Raw genomic sequence first — 20,146 nt, forward strand, 5'->3', positions numbered from 1 at the left:
AGGAAATTATTTTCCTCTTTTTTTATTAGTATGCCTCATCCCTGAATATGAAGCTATTATCTTTTCAAAAGTCATTTGTGGGAGAATAGCTTTGAGTAAAACAGATAATTTTTGAGTAAATGTTCCATAATAGTAGTGAGGCTTTATCTTAGATTTTTGATTGATTAATTTTTCTAAATATGGGGCAAATTTCTTTGGTTCAAACCCTTTATTTACATCAGAATCCATACCTTCATAAACTTTATCAAAATCATTTTGATAATCAATCGAAACAGTACTTTTTATTCTTCCTTCAGCTATATTGGTACGAACGTCTCCTAAATTTACAGTACAAACTTGGATATTAAATCTTGCTAACTCATATCTTAAGGATTCTGTAACCATATCCAAGGCAGATTTAGAGGCAGAATAATATCCTCTAAATGGAAGTCCCATAAGACTACCGATAGAAGATATATTAAAAATTTTCCCATATTTATTACTCATTAGAGGTATCACCCTTTTAACAACTCTAATCACAGAAACTAAATTCAAATTAAATAAACTCAAAATTTCTTCTTCTGTCGCATCTGTCGCTGGACCTACCATACCTCTGCCCGCATTATTGATTAATATATCAATTCGATTAGTAACTTTAACAATTTGTTGAAAAGCCAACTCAACCTCAGCCTCTTTGGTTATATCTGTAGGTATTGTAATAAAGCTTGAATTTTCAGGAATTGATCTGCTCAATCCAATAACCAAATATCCTCGACTATGAAAATAATTTCCCAATGCCAATCCTACTCCTGAGGATGTACCTGTAATTACTATTGTTTTTGACATGTTTACTTTTATTATAAAAACAAATTTATAATAATTTAAAACTTTACATTGAAGATAAAATCTAAGATCTTTTTAATCTTTTAGTTTATGTTTGCATACATAATTAATAAGACCATCAATCGGACGTCTAATTACAGTGCCTAATTTTAAGCTGTTTTCAGCCAATTTTTTTTCAAGCTCATCTTTTAAATAAAAACAGATTGAACCGTTAAAATTAATAGGTACTTCATAACAGTTGGGATATTGCTTTATATAATAATCAATAAAAAATTGCATTTGTCTGTTAATTATCTCCTTAATAAACTGGTGATCTTTATTTTGAATAATGAATTTAGCAAAAGTGGCTAGATAAGCGTTTGGATTGGATTTCTTATATAAATTTTCCTTGATGAAATCAATATCCATTTTATATTCTTTCACTAATTTTTCCGATAATTCTGAAGGTAATTTTTTAAAGTTATAAGCTCTTACTAATTCTGCCCCTAATTTATTACCACTACAGTCATCCATTAATAAATATCCTAATGAAATAATTTTTTGATGTAATTTTTCCCCATCATAGTAACTACAATTTGATCCTGTTCCTAATATACAAACAATGGCTTCCGTTCCAATAGGCGTAGTTGAATATACAACTCCATAAATATCTTCTTCAACCACTACTGTTTGTACCTTAGGAAAAAATTCTTTTAAAGCTGAAATTACAATAGATTTTAAATTATCTGTTGCACAACCAGCTCCATAGAAAAAAATTTTCTCTACATTATTTCTGTTTTGTGAAATGTCAAAACGCTCATTAAGCCTTACTAACATTTCATCCTTATCTACAGACTCCGGGCTTAAACCTTTGGTTTGAGAAGAAAATAAACGTGTTCCATCTTTATCTATTGCTACCCAATCAGCTTTGGTAGCTCCTGAATCAACCAATAAAATCATATTGTAATGTTTTTTAATATTAATTAACTAATATAGTAAATTTCTAGATAATTGAAATTATTAAATAGTATAGTGATCTGTATTTTATACTGTAATTTATTGAAAATAAATTAAGTTACTCAATTTTAAAATCTTCATTAAGTAGGTTTAAATGGAGACTTTAACCTTTTTAACAAACCAATTGTAAATTTCATTCATCTATAATTATTACGTTTGATCATCAGAATCTTAAATATCGTTAAAATCTTCTATTATTTTATGTAAGTTATACAAATATAAGTCATTCGATTATATTTTTTTATCTTAACTTTTTATAATAGATTTTTATTATCTTTGCCCATCAATTTTGGCGTAGTATGGAAAAATTGATTTAATAACCATTAAACCGCTTCCGGACAAATAATCTCGCCTTTTATCCAAATTATTATGAATGGAATACAAATTATTAATTGATTATGTCTGAAGAGACTAAAAATTTTAATGAAGAACAAGAAGTTCTGAAAAATGCAAATGTTGCTCCTGAGCAATTTGACTGGGATTCTTTTGAATCTGGATTGGATGCAGAAGATAGAAAAGAAAAATCTGAATTAGAAAAAATGTACGACACCTCTTTGCAAGAGCTTGATGAAAATCAAGTTTTTAAAGGACGTGTAGTTCGATTAACTGATAAAGAAGCCATTGTTGACATCAACTTTAAATCAGAAGGTGTTATTTCATTAAACGAATTTCGCTACAACCCATCTTTAAAAAAAGGTGACGAAGTTGAAGTAATGGTTGCTCAAAGAGAGGATAAAACAGGACAATTACAACTTTCTCATAGAAAAGCAAGAATGCTTAAAGCTTGGGATCGTGTAAATGAACTTCATGAAACAGGCGAAATCGTTGAAGGTTTTGTAAAATCTAGAACTAAAGGTGGGATGATTGTGGATGTTTTTGGAATTGAAGCTTTCTTACCAGGTTCTCAAATTGATGTAAAACCTATTCGGGATTACGATCAGTTTGTTGGAAAAACAATGGAATTTAAAATTGTTAAAATCAATCATGAATTTAAAAACGTTGTAGTTTCTCACAAAGCCTTAATTGAAGCTGATATTGAAGATCAGAAAAAAGAAATTATCGGTCAACTTGAAAAAGGACAAGTTCTTGAAGGGGTTGTTAAAAATATTACTTCTTATGGAGTATTTATCGATCTTGGAGGTGTTGATGGGTTAATTCACATCACTGATCTTTCTTGGAGCCGAATCAATCATCCATCAGAAGTGGTTCAATTAGACCAAAAAGTGAATGTTGTAATCCTTGATTTTGATGATCAAAAATCAAGAATTCAATTAGGTATGAAACAATTAGAGCCACATCCTTGGGAAGCTTTAGATGCTAACTTACAAGTGGGAGATAAAATTAAAGGAAAAGTTGTTGTTCTTGCTGACTATGGTGCATTTGTAGAAGTTGCTCCTGGTGTTGAAGGATTAATCCATGTTTCTGAAATGTCATGGTCTACACATTTAAGATCTGCTCAAGACTTTGTTAAAATTGGTGATGAAGTAGAATGTGTAGTTCTTACTTTAGACAAAGAAGAAAGAAAAATGTCTTTAGGAATGAAACAGTTAACCCCAGATCCTTGGACTGACATAACTGCAAAATATCCTGTAGGTTCTCAGCACAAAGGTACTGTTAGAAACTTTACCAACTTTGGTGTATTCCTTGAATTAGAAGCAGGAGTTGATGGACTAATTTATATTTCTGATTTGTCTTGGACTAAGAAAATAAAACATCCTTCTGAATTCTGTTCCGTAGGAGATGTTTTAGATGTGGTTGTTTTAGAATTAGATACTGAAGCTAGAAGACTTAGTTTAGGACATAAACAATTGAGTGAAAATCCTTGGGATCAGTATGAAGCTAAATACGCTGAAGGAACTATTCATAACGGTAAAATTGTACAGTCATTTGATAAAGGTGCTACTGTTAAATTTGAAGATGAAGAAGTTGAAGGTTTCTGCCCTGCTAGACTTCTAGAAAAAGAAGACGGTTCTAAACTTAAAAAAGGTGATGATGCAAACTTCAAAGTTATCGAATTCAATAAAGAATTTAAACGTGTAGTTGTTTCACATACTGGAACTTTCCGCGAAGAAGAAAATAGAGAGGAAACAGAGAAACAAGTTAAATCTCAAAATCAAAACGTAGAAAAATCCACTTTAGGAGATTTAGATCAGCTTCAAGAGCTAAAAAGAAAAATGGAGGAAGGTAACTAATCCCTTTTTTTAAATAAATAAAAAGAACGATAAAATATTTTATCGTTCTTTTTTTATTTATATATAATTAAATATTTTAACCTTTTATAAAAACCTGCTTAACAAAGAACTAAAAATGAAAACTCGTTTTAATCATTAAAATCATATTAAATAACATATTTATTTATAGTTTGTGCTATTATATTTTATAAAAACCAATTATTTATTAAAAAATAGTATTACTTTTTTCAATGGTCCTGATCATTAATTTAAATAATTATTTTAAATTTATAAAAATCAAAATTTTAATAAATCATAAAAAATGGGAAATGATCTAACAAAAAAAAATTCTTATACCAAAGATCAAAAAAGAAAAAGTATAGTGGCTATTTTAAGTGCCTCATCTGGAAACTTAGTTGAGTGGTTTGATTTTTATGTATATGCTTTTACTTCTATTTATTTTGCTCACTTATTTTTTCCTGAGGGTGATACTACGAGCAAATTATTAAAAACTGCTGGAGTTTTTGCCGCTGGATTTTTAATGCGTCCCATTGGTGGATGGATTTTTGGTAGAATTGCAGATAAACACGGGAGAAAAAAATCAATGGTCACCTCTATTTTAATGATGGCATTTGGTTCGTTGCTTATTGCTTGTCTTCCTACATATTCATCCATTGGAGTATTTGCGCCACTATTACTTCTTATTGCTAGGCTTATACAAGGGCTATCCGTTGGTGGAGAGTATGGAGCTACCGCTACCTATATGAGTGAAGTAGCCCTTCCTAACAAAAGAGGTTTCTATTCTTCGTTTCAATATGTTACCTTAATTGGGGGACAATTATTAGCTGCATTGGCGATACTTATTTTAGAATCCACAGTTAGTGAAAATGATATGAATACCTGGGCTTGGAGGATTCCTTTCTTCTTAGGAGCTATTGCTGCATTAGTTTCTTTATACTTAAGAAAACATCTTAAAGAAACTGCTCCTAAAAAAGTTGGAGAAAACAAAAAGGCCGGTAGTTTAGTAGAATTATTTAAAAATCATACTCCTGCTTTTTTAACTGTCTTAGGTTATACTTCTGGAGGCTCACTAATCTTTTATACATTTTCTACCTACATGCAAAAATACTTAGTCAATACAGCTGGATTTGAAACTAAAACTGCTACTCAGATAATGACGGCATGCTTATTTATATTTATGATCGTACAGCCCATTTTTGGATCCATCTCTGATAAAATAGGTAGGAGAACCTGTATGATGCTTTTCGGAGGACTTGGAGCTTTAATTACTTGCCCTGTTATTTTTGGTTTAACTCAGATAAATTTAAATCCATTTTTCGCTTTTTTATTAATTTCATTGGCTCTCTGCGTCACAAGCTTCTATACTTCAATAGGAGGAATTGTAAAAGCAGAAATGTTTCCTCCAGAAGTACGCGCTTTAGGAGTTGGTCTTTCTTATGCCATTGCTAATGCTATTTTTGGTGGTTCCGCTGAATTTGTAGCCCTAAGTTTTAAAGATATAAATATGGAAAGTGGTTTTTATATTTATGTAACGGTGATGTTGATTATAACCTTTTTAGTAAGTACAAGACTTCCTAAAAAAGCTACTTATTTAAATGATAACCATTAATTAAAATTATTTCAAAATATATTTAACTCCGAATATATAATATTCGGAGTTTTTAATTAAATAGAGATGATTAAATGCTTTTAAATTATATATTTAATCTATAAATTTTTATAATGAATTTTACATGAACTTATATATAAATATGAGTAAATACCTTTATTAATATACAAAAAAAAGAAGAGAAATTAAAATATTTAATTTCTCTTCTTTATATAATAAACTTATTTATAAATTTTACTATCCTAAATACTCTTTGACTTGCTTATAAACATTATCTGCTGTAAAGCCTAATTTTTCATCTAACACTGAAGCCGGTGCAGAAAAACCAAAAGATTCCAATCCCCAAATTTTGCCTTTATCTCCTACCAAACCTAATAGATTTACAGGTAAACCGGCGGTTAAACCAAATTTCTTTTTATCATTTGGTAAAATTGATTCTTGATATTCTTTGGATTGACTTCTAAATAATCCTTCTGAAGGTACGGAAACTATTCTCGTTCTTATACCATCTTTTTTCAAAAGTTCTGCCCCTTCTACTAGCGTAGATACTTCAGAACCTGAGGCTAATAATATTACATCATAATTAGCATCGTCCTGAACTATATAAGCTCCTTTTGAAGATTTTAAAGCCTCCTCATATCGATTAGATTGTGCTGGAAGATCTTTAATATTCTGACGAGAAAGTATTAGTCCGGTTGGAGTTTTTGTATTTTCCATGGCTAGTTTCCATGCAACCGTTGTTTCCTGAGCATCCGCAGGTCTTAAAACTAACATGGAATTATGACCTTTATGATTCTGTAATTTTTCTAATAAACGTATTTGTGCTTCTTGTTCTACCGGTTCATGGGTTGGTCCATCTTCTCCTACTCTAAAAGCATCATGAGTCCAAATAAATTTTACGGGCTGTTCCATTAACGCAGCTACTCTAACTACAGGTTTCATATAGTCTGAGAAAACAAAGAAGGTTGCACAAGCAGGAATAACACCGCCATGAAGACTCATTCCCACACATAAACAAGCCATAGTAAATTCAGCCACTCCTGCTTGCAAGAATGCTCCTGAAAAATCACCTTTTTTCATAGCTTTAGTATGCTTTAAGAATCCATCCGTCTTATCTGAATTAGATAAATCTGCCGATGAAACTACCATATTCTCTACTTGTTGTGCTAAAGCTTCTAACACAATAGCCGAAGCATTTCGCGTTGCATTGTTAGACTTTTGTTCAATTTTACTCCAATCTATGGAAGGGGTTTGACCTGAAAACCAAAATTCTAATTTTTTGGCTAATTCTGGATTGGAAGCAACCCATTGATCTTTTTTAGCTTTTTTATCAGCTACTATTTTTGATAATTCTTCTGCTCTTTTAGCATATAATTCTTTTACTTCTGGAAAGATCGTAAATGGATGGTTAGGATCTCCTCCTAAGTTTTCAATGGTCTTTTCTATACTTGCTCCTGCTGCTGTTAAGGGTTGGCCGTGTGTGGAAACTTGATCTTCAAAAGATTTTCCATCTGCAGTTACTGCACCTTTACCCATTATGGTATGACCAATGATAAGCGTTGGTTTTTGTTTTTCTGCTTTTGCTTCTGTTAATGCTTTACGTAATTCATCAATATCATTCCCTTTTACTGAAATTACCTTCCAGCCCCAGGCTAGATATTTTGCTACTACATCTTCTTCATCTACTTCTTTTACTTTAGTTGAAAGTTGTATTCCATTGGAATCATAGAACATGATTAGATTATCTAATCCTAAATGTCCTGCTATACGACCTGCTCCTTGAGATACTTCTTCTTGAATCCCCCCGTCAGATATGAAAGCATAGATAGTTTGATCCATAATATCTCCTACTTTAGCTTTCAAAAATTTAGCAGCTATGGCTGCTCCTACTGCATATGCATGTCCTTGACCTAATGGACCAGAGGTATTTTCTACCCCTCTTTCAACGTCCAATTCTGGGTGTCCGGGTGTTACACTCCCCCACTGGCGAAACTGTTCTAAATCGCCCATACTATACTTACCCGCTAAAGCTAAGGTTGAATATAACATGGGAGACATATGTCCTGGATCCATAAAAAATCTATCTCTAGACTCCCATCTTGGATTCTGTGGATCGTATTCTAAAAATTCTGCATATAATAGATTGATAAAGTCAGCTCCTCCCATGGCTCCTCCTGGGTGCCCTGATTTCGCTTTTTCTACCATTGAAGCAGCTAAAATTCTAATATTATTGGCTGCTTTGATTTGTATTTCATTACTGTTCATTTCTTTATTTTATTTTTAATTAAAATTTATCTTTTACAGCTTCTTCTTTTATTTTTTTTAATCGGCTCATAACTTGATTTTCTCCTGTTCCAAAATAGTCATGAAGAATAAGATATTCTTTATACAATTGATCGTATTTAAGGGATCTACTTTCATGAGGTTTGTATACATTCGGTACTTTACTTCCCATTGCTTCAGATGCTTCTTCAATGGTTTCATAACAACCGGCTGCTACTGCCCCGTATATCGCAGAACCTAAAGCACCCACCATGGTAGCTTCTGTAATAGATAAAGGAATCCTAGTTACATCACTTAATAACTGCATTAACCATTTGTTTTTTAATAATCCACCGGCAGCCACAATTTCCTTAATTTCCACCCCATGTACTTTCATAGTCTCTATGATTTTCCTAGCTCCAAAAGCACAACTTTCCATTAAAGCTCTATAAATATCTTCCGGTCGTGTGGTTAAGGTTTGTCCCAAAATCATTCCTGATAAATTGTGATCACATAATATTGATCTATTCCCGTTATGCCAATCTAAGGCAATTAATCCATGTTGACCGATTTCCTGAACTGCTGCTTTTTTGGTTAAATAATTATGTAAGCTTAAGCCTTGTTCTTCTGCTTCTTTTTTATATTCTTCGGTGACTCCATTTTTAATAAACCAAGCCAAAATATCTCCAAAGGCTGATTGTCCTGCCTCAAAACACCAAAGTCCGTCAGCAATTCCACCATAAGTGATACCTAACATCCCAGGAACTTCTTTAAATTCTGGCCCTGAAACTATATAGCAAGCGGATGTACCTAAAATAGCGGTCATTATTCCAGGTTTCACGGCTTGTATAGCTGCTGCGGTAACATGCGCATCAATATTACCTACGGAAACTGAAATTCCCGGATTAATTCCTAACCACTCGGCCATTTTTGGCGTTAATTCTCCGGCTTTAGAACCTAAGGGTTGTATAGGTCCAGACATTTTATCTTTATAAACATTCCCAAACCCTGGGGAAACCGCTTCTAAATATTCTGCATCTGGATATTTATCGTCTTGATAATGTCTTTTAAATCCTGAGTCTGCACCTGCATAAACTAACTTACCGGTTAATAACCAATTGATCCAATCTAATGCGTTAACAAAAAAGGAGGCTTTATCGTAAACTTCTCTATCTTTCTCAAATGTTTCTAATACTTTAGGCAATAACAATTCTGAGGATAACAATCCTCCATATCGTGGAAGCCATGATTCATTTCTCTCTTGGGCTACCTTTAGTAATCGATGCGCTTGTTCATTCCCTCCGTGATGTTTCCATAATTTTGCATAGGCATGCGGACGATGGGTAAATTCTGGGTATTCACATAAAGGTATTCCTTTATCATCCGTTGCTAAGACGGTGGAAGATGTAAAGTCTATTCCTATGCCTATAATATGCCTAACAACAACACCGGAATTTGCCACCGCTTCTCTTACTGATTTTTGAAATGCCTCTAAATAATCTGCGGGAACTTGAAGTGCAAAATCTGGAGGCAATACTTCACCTTTACTTGCGGTAAGGTGTGTATCCATTACTCCGTGCTTATATACTTCTGAGGCAGTTCCTTTTTCAAATCCATCACTCACTCTTACTACTGTACTTCGTACAGATAAGGTTCCAAAATCAACTCCAATTATATACTTGTCTGGTTGTACCATCTTTGTGTATTAACTTATTTTTCTCCGTCAAAAAATTTTTCCCAAGGCATATTTAATGGTTGATCATTCACTATAATATCATACAAATGTCTTAGTAATGGAAAATCTGATTCTTTTATAATTCCTCTTTTTGTTAATGGTTCCATGGCACCCCCAATAACTCTAATGGCAGCCACACCTTCCATTGTAACTCCTTTCATATAATTATCTCTTACTTCTGAAAATGGTATGCCAGCACCTACGTAACGTCCAGCCTTTACATTTCTTCCTCCCATAGAAGTTACAAACATATCTCCTGAACCTACTAGTAAATGACGTGGGCTTAAAGTTTTATTGTCAGATAATAACTGCATAAACTGAGTTAATTCAACTTGCCCTTGTGCAAATACTGCTGATCCGTAGTTGAATCTTACGTATCTATCGTTTTCTTCTTTATTTTTATCTCTTATACCCTCATTAAAACCTGCGGCAAAAGCATAAATATTTTTTGTTGCTGCGGCAACCTCCATCCCAACAAAATCAGTAGATGTCCAAACATGATAATAATCGGTTCTGAACATATGTGCTAATTTATCTAAGGAATCTTGATCTTCTCCACAAAAAACAACACAAGTATCTCTCTTAACAGCAACTTCACCTGCAATTGATGGACCTACCACAGCTGACCATGTCACTGAATCCACCAATTCTTTGGTAAAATATTTTTTTATAATATCGGGTAATATGTAAAGATTTCCATCTTCGTCTGCTTGCATACCTTTGGTGATGGATAGAACCATCATTCCTGGCTTAACTACTTTTGCCAATTGTTCACCAACCCAATCTACTCCAAAAGAGTTTACTCCAGACATTGCAACATCTGCACCTTCAAAAGCTTCTTCTATTTCTTCCAATTGATAAGCTTTTACTGTCGATGGAATTTTTAGTCCTAAATTGGGGTGTATTCCTGTCTTTTTAATTGAGTCTATAATGTCTCTATCTAAATGTGTACCTACTAAATGCACTTCATGTCCATTTTCTGCTAGAGGAAATGTTAACGCTGTTGCCATTATTCCTGAACCTAGTACTGCAATTTTTGATTTATTCATATTTATAGTTTCTTTTTCTTTCATTTCAACACGGATTTATTACACAAAAATAATCAATTAAAAATATTTTCATTGCATTTTTTTATTTAAATGTTTGATTTTTATTCATATTTTTTTATAAATAGTGTTTAACCAATAATTCGAAACTACATGTTTGTAATTTATATATTTATTTCGTTTTCAAAAGACAACCAAAGAATGATAAATTATATTATTAAATTTTATAAAGAAGATACACAATTCACAACAAAGCTTATCTAGATCTTTACCTACTTTTATTAGGAACTATAAATTTATTTCCTTCTTACTATTCTTTAATATTTTCCACAAACTGCAATAACATTATTCCCAACAATTTAACTTTGCAAAGACATCCAAGGACTTATGAAACCAAAATGAGTAGATATTCTAGCTATTAAATTCAATAATTTTTTGTTATATCGACTATTTAAATAAATTCTAAGATAGAATTAAAAATCATAGACAAGCCAGCCTTTCGAAATTAAATAAATTAAAAAACATAATTTTTAAATAAATAAATTTCGTTTTATAATTGTTTAATTTCGATTAAGTAAATATATTTGTTAGAACTAAAACCCAAAAAAATATTTAAGTTATGAGTACAAAAAAAAGTACGGAAGGACCTTTGGTTATTTCCATTGATTCTTCTACAACTTCAACGAAGGCTATTGTAGTGGATGTAACCGGGCATGTATGGGAGACTTCGAAGAGAAATATTCAGCTTCACACTCCAGCCATGGATTTTTATGAACATAACCCAATTCGTTGGTGGGAAACTACTAAAGCCTGTGTAGGAGAAGTGTTATCGAAGCTATCAACGAAGGATAGAGATAGAGTTTCCGCTATTGGAATTACCCATCAAAGAGAAAGTTTTGCTCCCTTTGATAAAGATGGAAAACCATTAAGAAATGGAATTCTTTGGTTAGACGGAAGAGCGACTAAACAAATCCGCGCCTATGGCTCTGCTCATATTCATGATCTTTCTGGAAAGCCTCCAGGTGTAACTCCTGGTATTTATAAAATGGCTTGGGTAAAAGAGAATGAAACTGAAATTTTTAAAGAAGCTTATAAAGTTGTAGATGTATTATCTTATATAACCTGGAATCTTACAGGTAGGTGGGCATCTTCAGCAGCAGCAGCAGATTCACTAGGTCTTTTAGATATCAGAAAATTTGATTATAGTGATGAATTATTAACTATAGCAGGAGTTAGACGAGATCAAATGGCTGAATTAGTTCCTCCAGCAGAAGTTATTGAAATGCTAAAACCAGAATTGGTTGCTGAGTGGAATTTATCCAAATCTATTCCAATCATTGCAGGTCTGGGTGATGGGCAGGCGGCAGGAATAGGAGCAGCAGCCGTATCTCCAGATGTAGCTTTCTTAAATATGGGAACAGCAGTAAATGCTGGGGTGGAAAGCCCTGTATACAAATGCGACCCTGTATTCAGAACTCATGTTTCTGGAATTAAAGGAAATTTTGTATTTGAGGTATTACAATCTTCCGGTTCTTACTTGGCGGGTTGGTTCCGTCAATCGTTAGGAGACCCTAAATTATTGGGGGAACCTGATCTAAAATTAGATCAAGAAGCTTCAAAAATTCCTCCAGGTTGTGAAGGTCTAGTAACGCTTCCCTATTGGAACGCAGTACAAAGCCCTTATTGGGATCCGGTAGCTAGAGGGGCAGTAGTTGGATGGAGAGGAACCCATTCCAGGGCTCATATGTATCGCTCTATTTTAGAATCCATAGGCTTTGAAATGAAACTAAATTTAGAGTCTATTCAGAAAGGTACAGGAGTAAAACTTCAATCTGTACGAGCCATGGGTGGAGGAACTCGTTCAAAATTATGGAGACAAATTATGGCTGATGTTATAGGAATCCCAATCACTGTTTGCTTAGAAGATGAGATATCCGCCCTAGGTGCCGCTGTATTAGCGATGGCAGGTATAAAGGCTCATGGTTCTCATGATGTGGCCAATGCAGCTAAACATATGGCAAATTTTGGTGAAACTATAGAACCCAACCTTGAACAATCTCAGATTTACAATGAAGTTGCAGGTATCCAACGTCAATTATATCCACAGCTAAAAGATGTTTTTGAACAGCTTCATGTATTATCAGAAAAATACCCATCAGCAACTAAACCAGAATCACCCAAAGCAGAACTTTAATTAACACCTAAAAAATAATATTATGAACTCAGAAGGACCTTTAGTTATAGCCATAGATTCGTCTACCACAGCAACTAAAGCAATTATAGTAGATGCCTCAGGACAAGTCCTACAAACAGCTAAAAATAATATACAACTGCATACACCAGCCATGGATTTTTACGAACATAATCCTATTCGTTGGTGGGAAACTACAAGGGATAGTATTGCAGAAGCTGTTTCAAAATTATCTCCTAAAGATAGAGAACGTATACAAGCTATAGGAATTACTCACCAAAGAGAAAGTTTTGCTTGTTTTGATAAAGAGGGAAAACCTATTAGAAATGGAATTCTTTGGTTGGATGCCCGTGCTACTAAGCAAATACAAAAATATGGTTCCGATCATATTCACAATCTTTCGGGAAAACCACCGGGAGAACCACCTGCCATTTATAAATTGGCATGGTTGAAAGAAAATGAACCTGAAACTTTAGAAAAGGCATATAAAATCGTTGATGTACATGGATATATTACTTGGAATATGACTGGAGAATGGATCTCTTCTGAAGCCTGTGCAGATACCTTAGGATTATTTGATATTCGTAAACGAACCTTTAGTGATGAGTTAATGAATATCGCAGGAGTAAATCGTGAGCAAATGTCTGATTTAAAAGCTCCCGGGGAGGTTATGGGTATGTTGAAACAGGAATTAGTTTCTGCTTGGGGTTTATCCAAGTCTATTCCCGTTATAGCAGGAGCCGGTGATGGTATGGCAGCAGGAATAGGAGCAGCAGCTGTAACTCCTAATATCGCATATCTTAACTTGGGCACTGCAGTAGTAGCAGGAGTTCAAAGCGCTGAATATAAATACAGTCCTGTATTTCGTAACTACGTGGCCGGGATTCCGAATAACTATATATTTGAAGTCGTACAACATTCTGGAGCCTATTTAGCAGGCTGGTTTCGTCAGGCTTTGGGAGACCCAAAATTGCTAGGAGAACCTGATATTCGTTTAGATGAAGAGGCTGAAAAAATTCCTCCGGGTTGTGAAGGTTTAGTAACACTTCCTTATTGGAATGCGGTTCAAAGCCCTTATTGGGATACTCTAGCTAGAGGAGCAGTCGTGGGTTGGAGAGGAACCCATTCAAGAGCTCATATGTATCGTTCTATTTTAGAAGCGATAACTTATGAAATACAAATGAATCTTTCTTATCTTCAAAAAGAAACAGGAGTATCCCTTACTTCTTTACGAATCATGGGAGGAGGAACAAGATCTAAATTGTGGAGGCAAATGGTGGCTGATATTACCGGTATTCCTATTACTATTTGTTTAGAAGATGAGATATCTGCTTTGGGTGCAGCGATTCAAGCTATGGCACATACCGGAGTATTTGGAACCCAAGATATAGCAGTAGCTTCCAAAAAAATGGCACGATTTGGAGATACTTTAGAGCCTAATTTAGAAAAGAATAAAATTTATTTAGAAGTTGCTGAAGTTCAACGTCAGTTATACCCGCAATTAAAAGATATTTTTAAACAATTGAATGTTTTGTCAGAAAAATATCCGGGTGTAAAACCTGAATCACCAAAATCTGAGTTATAAAAAATTATTGATAAAAAATTAATCATATGGCAAAAATCACAATTTTAGGAGCCGGAGCCATGGGCTCAGGGATTTGTACTCCGCTTATTAATGCGGGTTGGGAAGTTCGTTTATGGGGCACTTGGCTGGATGATCATCTATTAGATGCTTGTGAAGCAGGAAAACCGCACCCAAGAACCAATGTTCCCTTAGCTAAAGGAGTTAAATTATATCGTTCGGCAGATCTTAATAAAGCTCTGGATGGTTCGGATGTAGTGGTTATGTCTGTTGCATCCGGTGGAGTACCGAAGGTAACGGAAATGGCTTTGGAAGGAATATCTAAGGTTAAGGCTTTATGGCTAACTTCAAAAGGATTTTGCCCGGATGAAAATGGAAAAATTCAACTTCTACCGGAGGCCATCCGCACCATAGCAAAACTAAAAGGGGTAACTATACCTCCTATTGTAGCCATTGCTGGCCCTGTCAAAGCCAATGAATGTGCAGAAGGTAAACCAACAGCCACTATTTTTGGATGTAAAGATTTAGATGTTTCTCGTAAATATGCTAGAGAAGCCCGTACTGAGGTTTATTGCATAGAAGCCACAGATGACGAAACCGGGGTAGAAATTTGTGCTCCTATGAAAAATGTTTACGCTATTGCCTTGGGTATTGCTGACGGTCTGGAAGAAGGAACAGGCTTTCCTCATCACAATCTTAAAGCCGCAACGTTTAATCAGGCGGTAAAAGAAATGTCTTTGCTAGGGCAGGCACTGGGAGCAAAACCAGAAACAGCCTATGGACTCGCGGGTGTGGGAGATTTAGAAGTAACCGGTTTATCTGGACGGAATAAGGTGTATGGGGTAAGAATCGGTAGAGGGGAAACAGCCAAAGATGCCTTAGCAGAAATGGAACGTTTAGAACAAACCGTAGAGGGTGTCCCGGCGGCTGGGTTAGCTACGACCTTTGTAGAGCAGTCTGCTCCGCAAATTAAAGATCAATTGCCTCTTTTAAGGGCTGTTCATGAAATTTTAGCTGGTAGCTCTCTATCCGTAGTAAAAATACTATCCGAGGCAGTACTTCCAAAAATGCCTTAATTTTTTTGATTAAAATTTTTTTAAAAGCAAGATGTTTATTCTGAACATCTTGCTTATTCTTATTAGGAAAAATGGAATATTTTTAAAGTAATTTTTTTGGAATATTTGTTTATTTATTATACATTTGCAACCGCAAAGGCAAAATTCCTCCTTAGCTCAGTTGGTTAGAGCATCTGACTGTTAATCAGAGGGTCGCTGGTTCGAGCCCAGCAGGAGGAGCCACTAAATATCAAGCACTTACATTTATATTGTAAGTGCTTTTTTATATTAAGTACAACATAGGTACAACAATTTTGTAAAAACTATTTTTCTTTTCTGTACTTTCCTATTTTATCTTTTTCTTATTTTTGGTATATGGAAAGTACCCAAGAACAACCAGTAGCCTTTTTTGAATATTTTATTGTAAATGGAGGATTAAAAAATTCTAAGCAAAAATATATTCAAGATTTTATAGAAAACTCTGGGTTTCATGTTACAAACATAGATAAAGAAAAAGGCATTGTTAGTTTTTTTTATATAGATGAAGAAGGATGTTATATAGAGGAATCTTACAATTATGCCTTAGAATTAAATAAAATATTGCGTAAAGAGTTTTATAAATCAAAAAAACTAATTGATCAGGCGGTTTTAGATTCCAATCTTTTACTTGATAAAACCAAAGCAGATAATTATTTTTTACTTATACAAAAAACACTTCAATATATTATAGATAAAGGAGGAGATGAAATAAATCAATTCCCAATTTTATTAAAACCTATTAAAGGTATCTATAATTATATTAATGAGAAATATAGGAATGATACTAATATAACCTTACAATTTCCTGAAGTAATAATTTCTGAAATGGAAGATGAGGCTCTTGTATATAAAATTCTAGGTTATTTAAAAGGACTCAATAATAATCGAGAAAAAATTATGTCAGATGAACAATTTGCACTCATGATTTCTTATGTTATGTATTTTATTGAAAATGAAGAAAATTCTACCAATTTTCAAAAACTACAGTCTATAAAAATATCTAAAAATCTTCTTCGCTTCACCTTTTGGGTGTTACACAAACATCTATATACTACTTCTAAAATAAAAGATAATTTTCTACATTTTATTAAAGATATGTTTATTGATTTTGATACTTGGGAGTTTTCTACCTTTAAAACTAAATTTGGAAATAAGGATAAAGTCACTATTCATGGACTAAAATTTATCCCTGAAATTATCAAATCTGAATTCAAAAAAAGCTCATAACGATATTTTTCTTACCCATAACTACTATAACCACCTCATAACCACTTTTAGGTTTATTTAACCTTTTCATATCCTCTGAATTTTGCACTATAACAGAGAACAAGAGAAGTCTTGTTTTCATAAAAAGATTAATAAAGATATGGAACAAAAAGTATTCCAACATTCAAAAGGTATAAAAGAAGTACCTAATCAACATTCCAAAGAAGTATTAAGCTTCAAAGAGGCATTAATCCTACTAGACATATCTTCCAGTATGTTGTATAAGTTAACTCATCAAAAGCTAATCAGTTACTACAAACCTAACGGTAAACTAATTTATTTTAAGAGAGAGGATTTAATAAATTGGATGTTAAGTAATAAACAACCCTCCAATGAAGAAGTAAAATTGGAAGTATTTAACAATTTAAAAATGACAAAAAATGCAAGTGAATATGGAAAATAGATTAGAAAATAATGAAGAACCAATCCAATTTTGGACAAATGAAGGGAAAATTAAGATAAAAAATGTTTTATTTATTAATTTTCTTCAATCTTTAGGTTATAGGAAACTAAGAAATAAAAATGAATATGAGCTAGTTAGAATCATATCGGGCTCAATTGTTCAATCTATACCTATAGATAAGGTAAGAGAAGAAGTTAAAGATCATCTTCTAAGCTTGGATAGACAAGAGGTGTTAGAGGTGTTTTTAAACAAGGATCATCTGTCTAAAACAACCATTGAAAGTTTAGAAGGTATCTCCATAGATTTTATCTACGGAGACAAAAATACAGCTATTCTCTTTTATAAAAATGGGGTATTAAAAATAAATGCTAATGAATTAACTCTAATTTCCTACATGGAATATAAGGGTTATGTTTGGGAAGACCAAATTATACCCAGAGATTTTATACTACCAGAGACTAAAGATATAGATAAGGATTGTGAATTTGGTAAATTCTGCAAGAATATATCAGGGAATAAGCAAGAAAGGTTATTCTCTCTAAAAACTATTCTAGGGTATTTGCTTCACAGTTATAAAGATCCTTCCTTTACTAAAGCTATTATTCTAATAGATGAAATTATAGATCTAGAGTCTAATGCTTCAGAAGGAGGAACAGGAAAGAGTTTATTAGCTAAATCTATAAATCAACTTATACCTGTATTGGAAAAAAATGGAAAACTATTAAAAAGCAATGATAAGTTCTTTTTTGCTGATGTAGAACCCCATCATAAGGTTATTGTTTTTGATGATGTAAAACAGGATTTCTCTTTTGAATCTTTATACTCAATGATTACAGGAGACATGCCTATTGAGAAAAAATATAAAAATCCAGTAGTGATGAATTTCAAAGAGGTTCCTAAAGTATTAATTACTTCCAATTATCTGGTAAGAGGGACTGGAGGTAATTCAGAAGCTAGAAGAAAAATTGTATTTGAAGTAAACTCTCATTATAGAGAGAATCCCAACATTAGAGAAGAATCTGGTCATAGGTTTTTTGATGATTGGAATGAAGAGCAATGGATGAAATTTGATTATTTTATGATAGACTGTGTACAATTATTTCTAAATAATGGAATTATAGAGCCTGAATCCATCAATGAAATCACTAATAGGTTAATACTAGAGACTAGTAAGGAATTTGTCTGTTTTATAGGAAAAGTATTAGTGAATCCATCTAATTATGAGGCTGAAATTAAAGAAAAATCTATAAGGTTTAATAAAGCTGTATTAATGGAAAAATTTCTACAAGAATTTCCTGAGCAAAGAAGCAAAATATCTCCTCATCTATTTACAAAATGGTTAGAACATTATAGTAAAGTATCTAAAATTAATTTTAAAAATCAAAAAAGCAATGGACAAAATTTTATTATTTTCATGATATAAATAAAACAATGTAAATATCTTCTAGTGGGTATAAGGTATAGGGCTTCTAAAAAGTGCTAAAGTGATCTTTTTCACATAAACTAAAAATAGGTTGGTAAATAATACCAGCCTATTTTTTTATATAAAAGAATAGACTAGAATAATTTTCTTTTCCTCTGGTAGATGAATAAGCTGTATTTCCATTTTTCTACACTTAAATCCTTTTGCAAGGATAATGCGTGAATCAATGGTATTTAAATCAAACTTTAATTCTTCAAGTTTATTCATATCTCTATTAAAAAAAGTTAAGATTACGATTTCTAATCTATCCAAAGAAAAAATAAGTTCAGTTTTATCTGTAGAATAATTCATAAAATAATTAAACTCTTTTCCTCTATATAAATAACTATCATATCCTTTAACTCTATCTTGAATAGGTTCTAAATCAAATTCCCAATTCTCATACTGCATTCCTAATTGAAAAGGTATATTTTTTTGTTTCATTGTTCTGACTTTTAGACATAAAAAAACCACCTACTTGGAAGTGGGTGGCTTGTTAATTTTACATATAAATAATCCCTAATTTAAAATAATAGGGTATGGATTGTTTATATGAGTTTTATCTTTTATTGATTGAATATATTGTAAGGCAGGTTTATAATTCTTAACTTTTTTAAAGGTTCTTTTTGCTTTTTTATACTTATATTGATAATAATAAGATAAGCCTAAATAATAATTAGATAAATTATTTTTATACCATACTTTTTTACAAAAATATTCTACTTGAATATAATTGGAATTTCCTATTTGTTCTTTAAGATAATTTTCAGTTATGCTGTAAATTTTATTGTACCAATCTTTATTTTGTACAGAATTATATATATGATATTGCTTGCTTGCAGAGTTATATGAGTTCAAAATTTCTCCTTTTTGATAGTATGCAATACTTTTAAAAAAATAAGCTATTGCAAGATTTGGATAAATTTTAATTAGATTATTTGCATCTTTAATTACTTGATCAAAATCTCCATTTTTATAATTATTTTCAGCTCTATTAATAATAGATAAAGCCTTCTCATATCCTTGTTGCTTTAAAGCCATAGCTCTATCAGCCATTTCCCAAGGAGGTTTATATATAAAATCATCTATAAATTCTGGTTTAGCTGTTTTATACCTATTTCTCTCATAATTATTATTTTGATTTTTTGATTTCAGTAAAGCATCTGAAAATCCTCTATTATAGCCATCAGTATAGCTATTGGTATTTTCATTTACTCTTGGAATTGGAGGAATTGGAGGGATTGGTTTTATACAACCTATACCTTTTTCATAGCAATATCCTTCTTCATAACCATCTTTATAACCTGTATTGAATTGAGCATTTAGAACTATCACATTTAGGATTGTGATTAATATTAATAATTTTTTTTTCATAAAATTAATTTAAAGGTTACTTTTATATTTATTGCCATATATGGCATTTAATTTAACAAATATAAGAAGCAACTTTGACTTGTCAAATAAGTCAAGTTGGAAAAAGATAAAA

General features: G+C 32.5%; 15 protein-coding genes and 1 tRNA gene. 9 read left to right on the plus strand and 7 right to left on the minus strand.

Annotation, left to right across the window (positions count from 1 at the left end; all coding sequences use genetic code 11):
• Positions 1–6: 6 nt before the first annotated feature.
• Both ETU10_RS07485 and ETU10_RS07490 read right to left on the minus strand, forming a co-directional pair.
• Entirely contained in the window at positions 7–825 is an 819-nt protein-coding gene (locus tag ETU10_RS07485; RefSeq protein ID WP_146311099.1) for an SDR family oxidoreductase, read from the minus strand.
• Between the two features lie 72 nt (positions 826–897).
• Positions 898–1,761, minus strand: coding sequence for an N-acetylglucosamine kinase (locus ETU10_RS07490; protein ID WP_146311101.1), 864 nt, complete (start codon positions 1,759–1,761; stop codon positions 898–900).
• A gap of 455 nt (positions 1,762–2,216) precedes the next feature.
• Between ETU10_RS07490 and rpsA the strand changes: the two genes are divergently transcribed.
• Positions 2,217–4,010 carry a 30S ribosomal protein S1 gene (gene rpsA, locus ETU10_RS07495; protein ID WP_146311103.1) on the plus strand — a complete coding sequence of 598 codons (1,794 nt, stop codon included), beginning with the start codon at positions 2,217–2,219 and terminating at the stop codon, positions 4,008–4,010.
• A gap of 301 nt (positions 4,011–4,311) precedes the next feature.
• Positions 4,312–5,619: an MFS family transporter gene (locus ETU10_RS07500; protein ID WP_146311105.1), complete on the plus strand. Its 1,308-nt coding sequence runs from the start codon at positions 4,312–4,314 to the stop codon at positions 5,617–5,619.
• Positions 5,620–5,856: 237 nt separating this feature from the next.
• Here the strand turns inward: ETU10_RS07500 and ETU10_RS07505 are convergent, their stop codons facing one another.
• The 3 genes from ETU10_RS07505 to ETU10_RS07515 are packed head-to-tail and all read right to left on the minus strand — an operon-like array spanning position 5,857 to position 10,689.
• Positions 5,857–7,884 carry a transketolase family protein gene (locus ETU10_RS07505; protein ID WP_146311107.1) on the minus strand — a complete coding sequence of 676 codons (2,028 nt, stop codon included), beginning with the start codon at positions 7,882–7,884 and terminating at the stop codon, positions 5,857–5,859.
• A 19-nt stretch (positions 7,885–7,903) separates the two neighbouring features.
• Positions 7,904–9,577 carry a ribulokinase gene (locus ETU10_RS07510; RefSeq protein WP_146311109.1) on the minus strand — a complete coding sequence of 558 codons (1,674 nt, stop codon included), beginning with the start codon at positions 9,575–9,577 and terminating at the stop codon, positions 7,904–7,906.
• A gap of 14 nt (positions 9,578–9,591) precedes the next feature.
• A complete protein-coding gene (locus ETU10_RS07515) occupies positions 9,592–10,689 on the minus strand; it encodes an NAD(P)H-dependent glycerol-3-phosphate dehydrogenase (RefSeq protein ID WP_221410374.1) in 1,098 nt (365 codons plus the stop codon).
• 592 nt (positions 10,690–11,281) lie between these two features.
• Between ETU10_RS07515 and ETU10_RS07520 the strand changes: the two genes are divergently transcribed.
• From ETU10_RS07520 to ETU10_RS07550, 7 genes are all read left to right on the plus strand, one after another.
• Complete coding sequence (locus tag ETU10_RS07520) at positions 11,282–12,856, plus strand: xylulokinase (RefSeq protein ID WP_146311111.1); 1,575 nt, start codon at positions 11,282–11,284, stop codon at positions 12,854–12,856.
• A 22-nt stretch (positions 12,857–12,878) separates the two neighbouring features.
• Complete coding sequence (locus ETU10_RS07525; protein ID WP_146311113.1) at positions 12,879–14,438, plus strand: xylulokinase; 1,560 nt, start codon at positions 12,879–12,881, stop codon at positions 14,436–14,438.
• Positions 14,439–14,464: 26 nt separating this feature from the next.
• Positions 14,465–15,511: an NAD(P)H-dependent glycerol-3-phosphate dehydrogenase gene (locus ETU10_RS07530; protein WP_146311115.1), complete on the plus strand. Its 1,047-nt coding sequence runs from the start codon at positions 14,465–14,467 to the stop codon at positions 15,509–15,511.
• Between the two features lie 145 nt (positions 15,512–15,656).
• A tRNA-Asn gene (locus ETU10_RS07535) sits at positions 15,657–15,733 on the plus strand.
• Positions 15,734–15,865: 132 nt separating this feature from the next.
• Positions 15,866–16,756: a hypothetical protein gene (locus ETU10_RS07540; protein ID WP_146311117.1), complete on the plus strand. Its 891-nt coding sequence runs from the start codon at positions 15,866–15,868 to the stop codon at positions 16,754–16,756.
• Positions 16,757–16,895: 139 nt separating this feature from the next.
• Positions 16,896–17,198 carry a helix-turn-helix domain-containing protein gene (locus tag ETU10_RS07545; protein WP_146311119.1) on the plus strand — a complete coding sequence of 101 codons (303 nt, stop codon included), beginning with the start codon at positions 16,896–16,898 and terminating at the stop codon, positions 17,196–17,198.
• Positions 17,188–18,621: a primase-helicase family protein gene (locus ETU10_RS07550; RefSeq protein WP_146311121.1), complete on the plus strand. Its 1,434-nt coding sequence runs from the start codon at positions 17,188–17,190 to the stop codon at positions 18,619–18,621. The genes ETU10_RS07545 and ETU10_RS07550 overlap by 11 nt, the downstream gene beginning before the upstream one ends.
• Before the next feature lie 117 nt (positions 18,622–18,738).
• On the opposite strand, the gene ETU10_RS07555 is transcribed toward ETU10_RS07550, so the two are convergent.
• Both ETU10_RS07555 and ETU10_RS07560 read right to left on the minus strand, forming a co-directional pair.
• A complete protein-coding gene (locus tag ETU10_RS07555; RefSeq protein WP_146311123.1) occupies positions 18,739–19,104 on the minus strand; it encodes a hypothetical protein in 366 nt (121 codons plus the stop codon).
• 75 nt (positions 19,105–19,179) lie between these two features.
• Positions 19,180–20,034, minus strand: a complete 855-nt coding sequence (locus ETU10_RS07560) for a tetratricopeptide repeat protein (RefSeq protein WP_146311125.1) — start codon at positions 20,032–20,034, stop codon at positions 19,180–19,182.
• Positions 20,035–20,146: the final 112 nt, after the last annotated feature.

It is taken from the genome of Apibacter muscae (genome assembly GCF_007845595.1).
Lineage (GTDB): Bacteria > Bacteroidota > Bacteroidia > Flavobacteriales > Weeksellaceae > Apibacter > Apibacter muscae.

Bases quoted from the DNA above. Each gene is read 5' to 3' on its own strand.
- ETU10_RS07530 (WP_146311115.1), top strand. From the start codon at position 14,465: ATGGCAAAAATCACAATTTTAGGAGCCGGAGCCATGGGCTCAGGGATT.
- ETU10_RS07500 (WP_146311105.1), top strand. From the start codon at position 4,312: ATGGGAAATGATCTAACAAAAAAAAATTCTTATACCAAAGATCAAAAA.
- ETU10_RS07560 (WP_146311125.1), bottom strand. From the start codon at position 20,034: ATGAAAAAAAAATTATTAATATTAATCACAATCCTAAATGTGATAGTT.
- ETU10_RS07490 (WP_146311101.1), bottom strand. From the start codon at position 1,761: ATGATTTTATTGGTTGATTCAGGAGCTACCAAAGCTGATTGGGTAGCA.
- ETU10_RS07485 (WP_146311099.1), bottom strand. From the start codon at position 825: ATGTCAAAAACAATAGTAATTACAGGTACATCCTCAGGAGTAGGATTG.
- ETU10_RS07545 (WP_146311119.1), top strand. From the start codon at position 16,896: ATGGAACAAAAAGTATTCCAACATTCAAAAGGTATAAAAGAAGTACCT.
- ETU10_RS07555 (WP_146311123.1), bottom strand. From the start codon at position 19,104: ATGAAACAAAAAAATATACCTTTTCAATTAGGAATGCAGTATGAGAAT.
- ETU10_RS07515 (WP_221410374.1), bottom strand. From the start codon at position 10,689: ATGAAAGAAAAAGAAACTATAAATATGAATAAATCAAAAATTGCAGTA.
- rpsA (WP_146311103.1), top strand. From the start codon at position 2,217: ATGTCTGAAGAGACTAAAAATTTTAATGAAGAACAAGAAGTTCTGAAA.
- ETU10_RS07520 (WP_146311111.1), top strand. From the start codon at position 11,282: ATGAGTACAAAAAAAAGTACGGAAGGACCTTTGGTTATTTCCATTGAT.
- ETU10_RS07505 (WP_146311107.1), bottom strand. From the start codon at position 7,884: ATGAACAGTAATGAAATACAAATCAAAGCAGCCAATAATATTAGAATT.
- ETU10_RS07510 (WP_146311109.1), bottom strand. From the start codon at position 9,577: ATGGTACAACCAGACAAGTATATAATTGGAGTTGATTTTGGAACCTTA.
- ETU10_RS07540 (WP_146311117.1), top strand. From the start codon at position 15,866: ATGGAAAGTACCCAAGAACAACCAGTAGCCTTTTTTGAATATTTTATT.
- ETU10_RS07525 (WP_146311113.1), top strand. From the start codon at position 12,879: ATGAACTCAGAAGGACCTTTAGTTATAGCCATAGATTCGTCTACCACA.
- ETU10_RS07550 (WP_146311121.1), top strand. From the start codon at position 17,188: ATGGAAAATAGATTAGAAAATAATGAAGAACCAATCCAATTTTGGACA.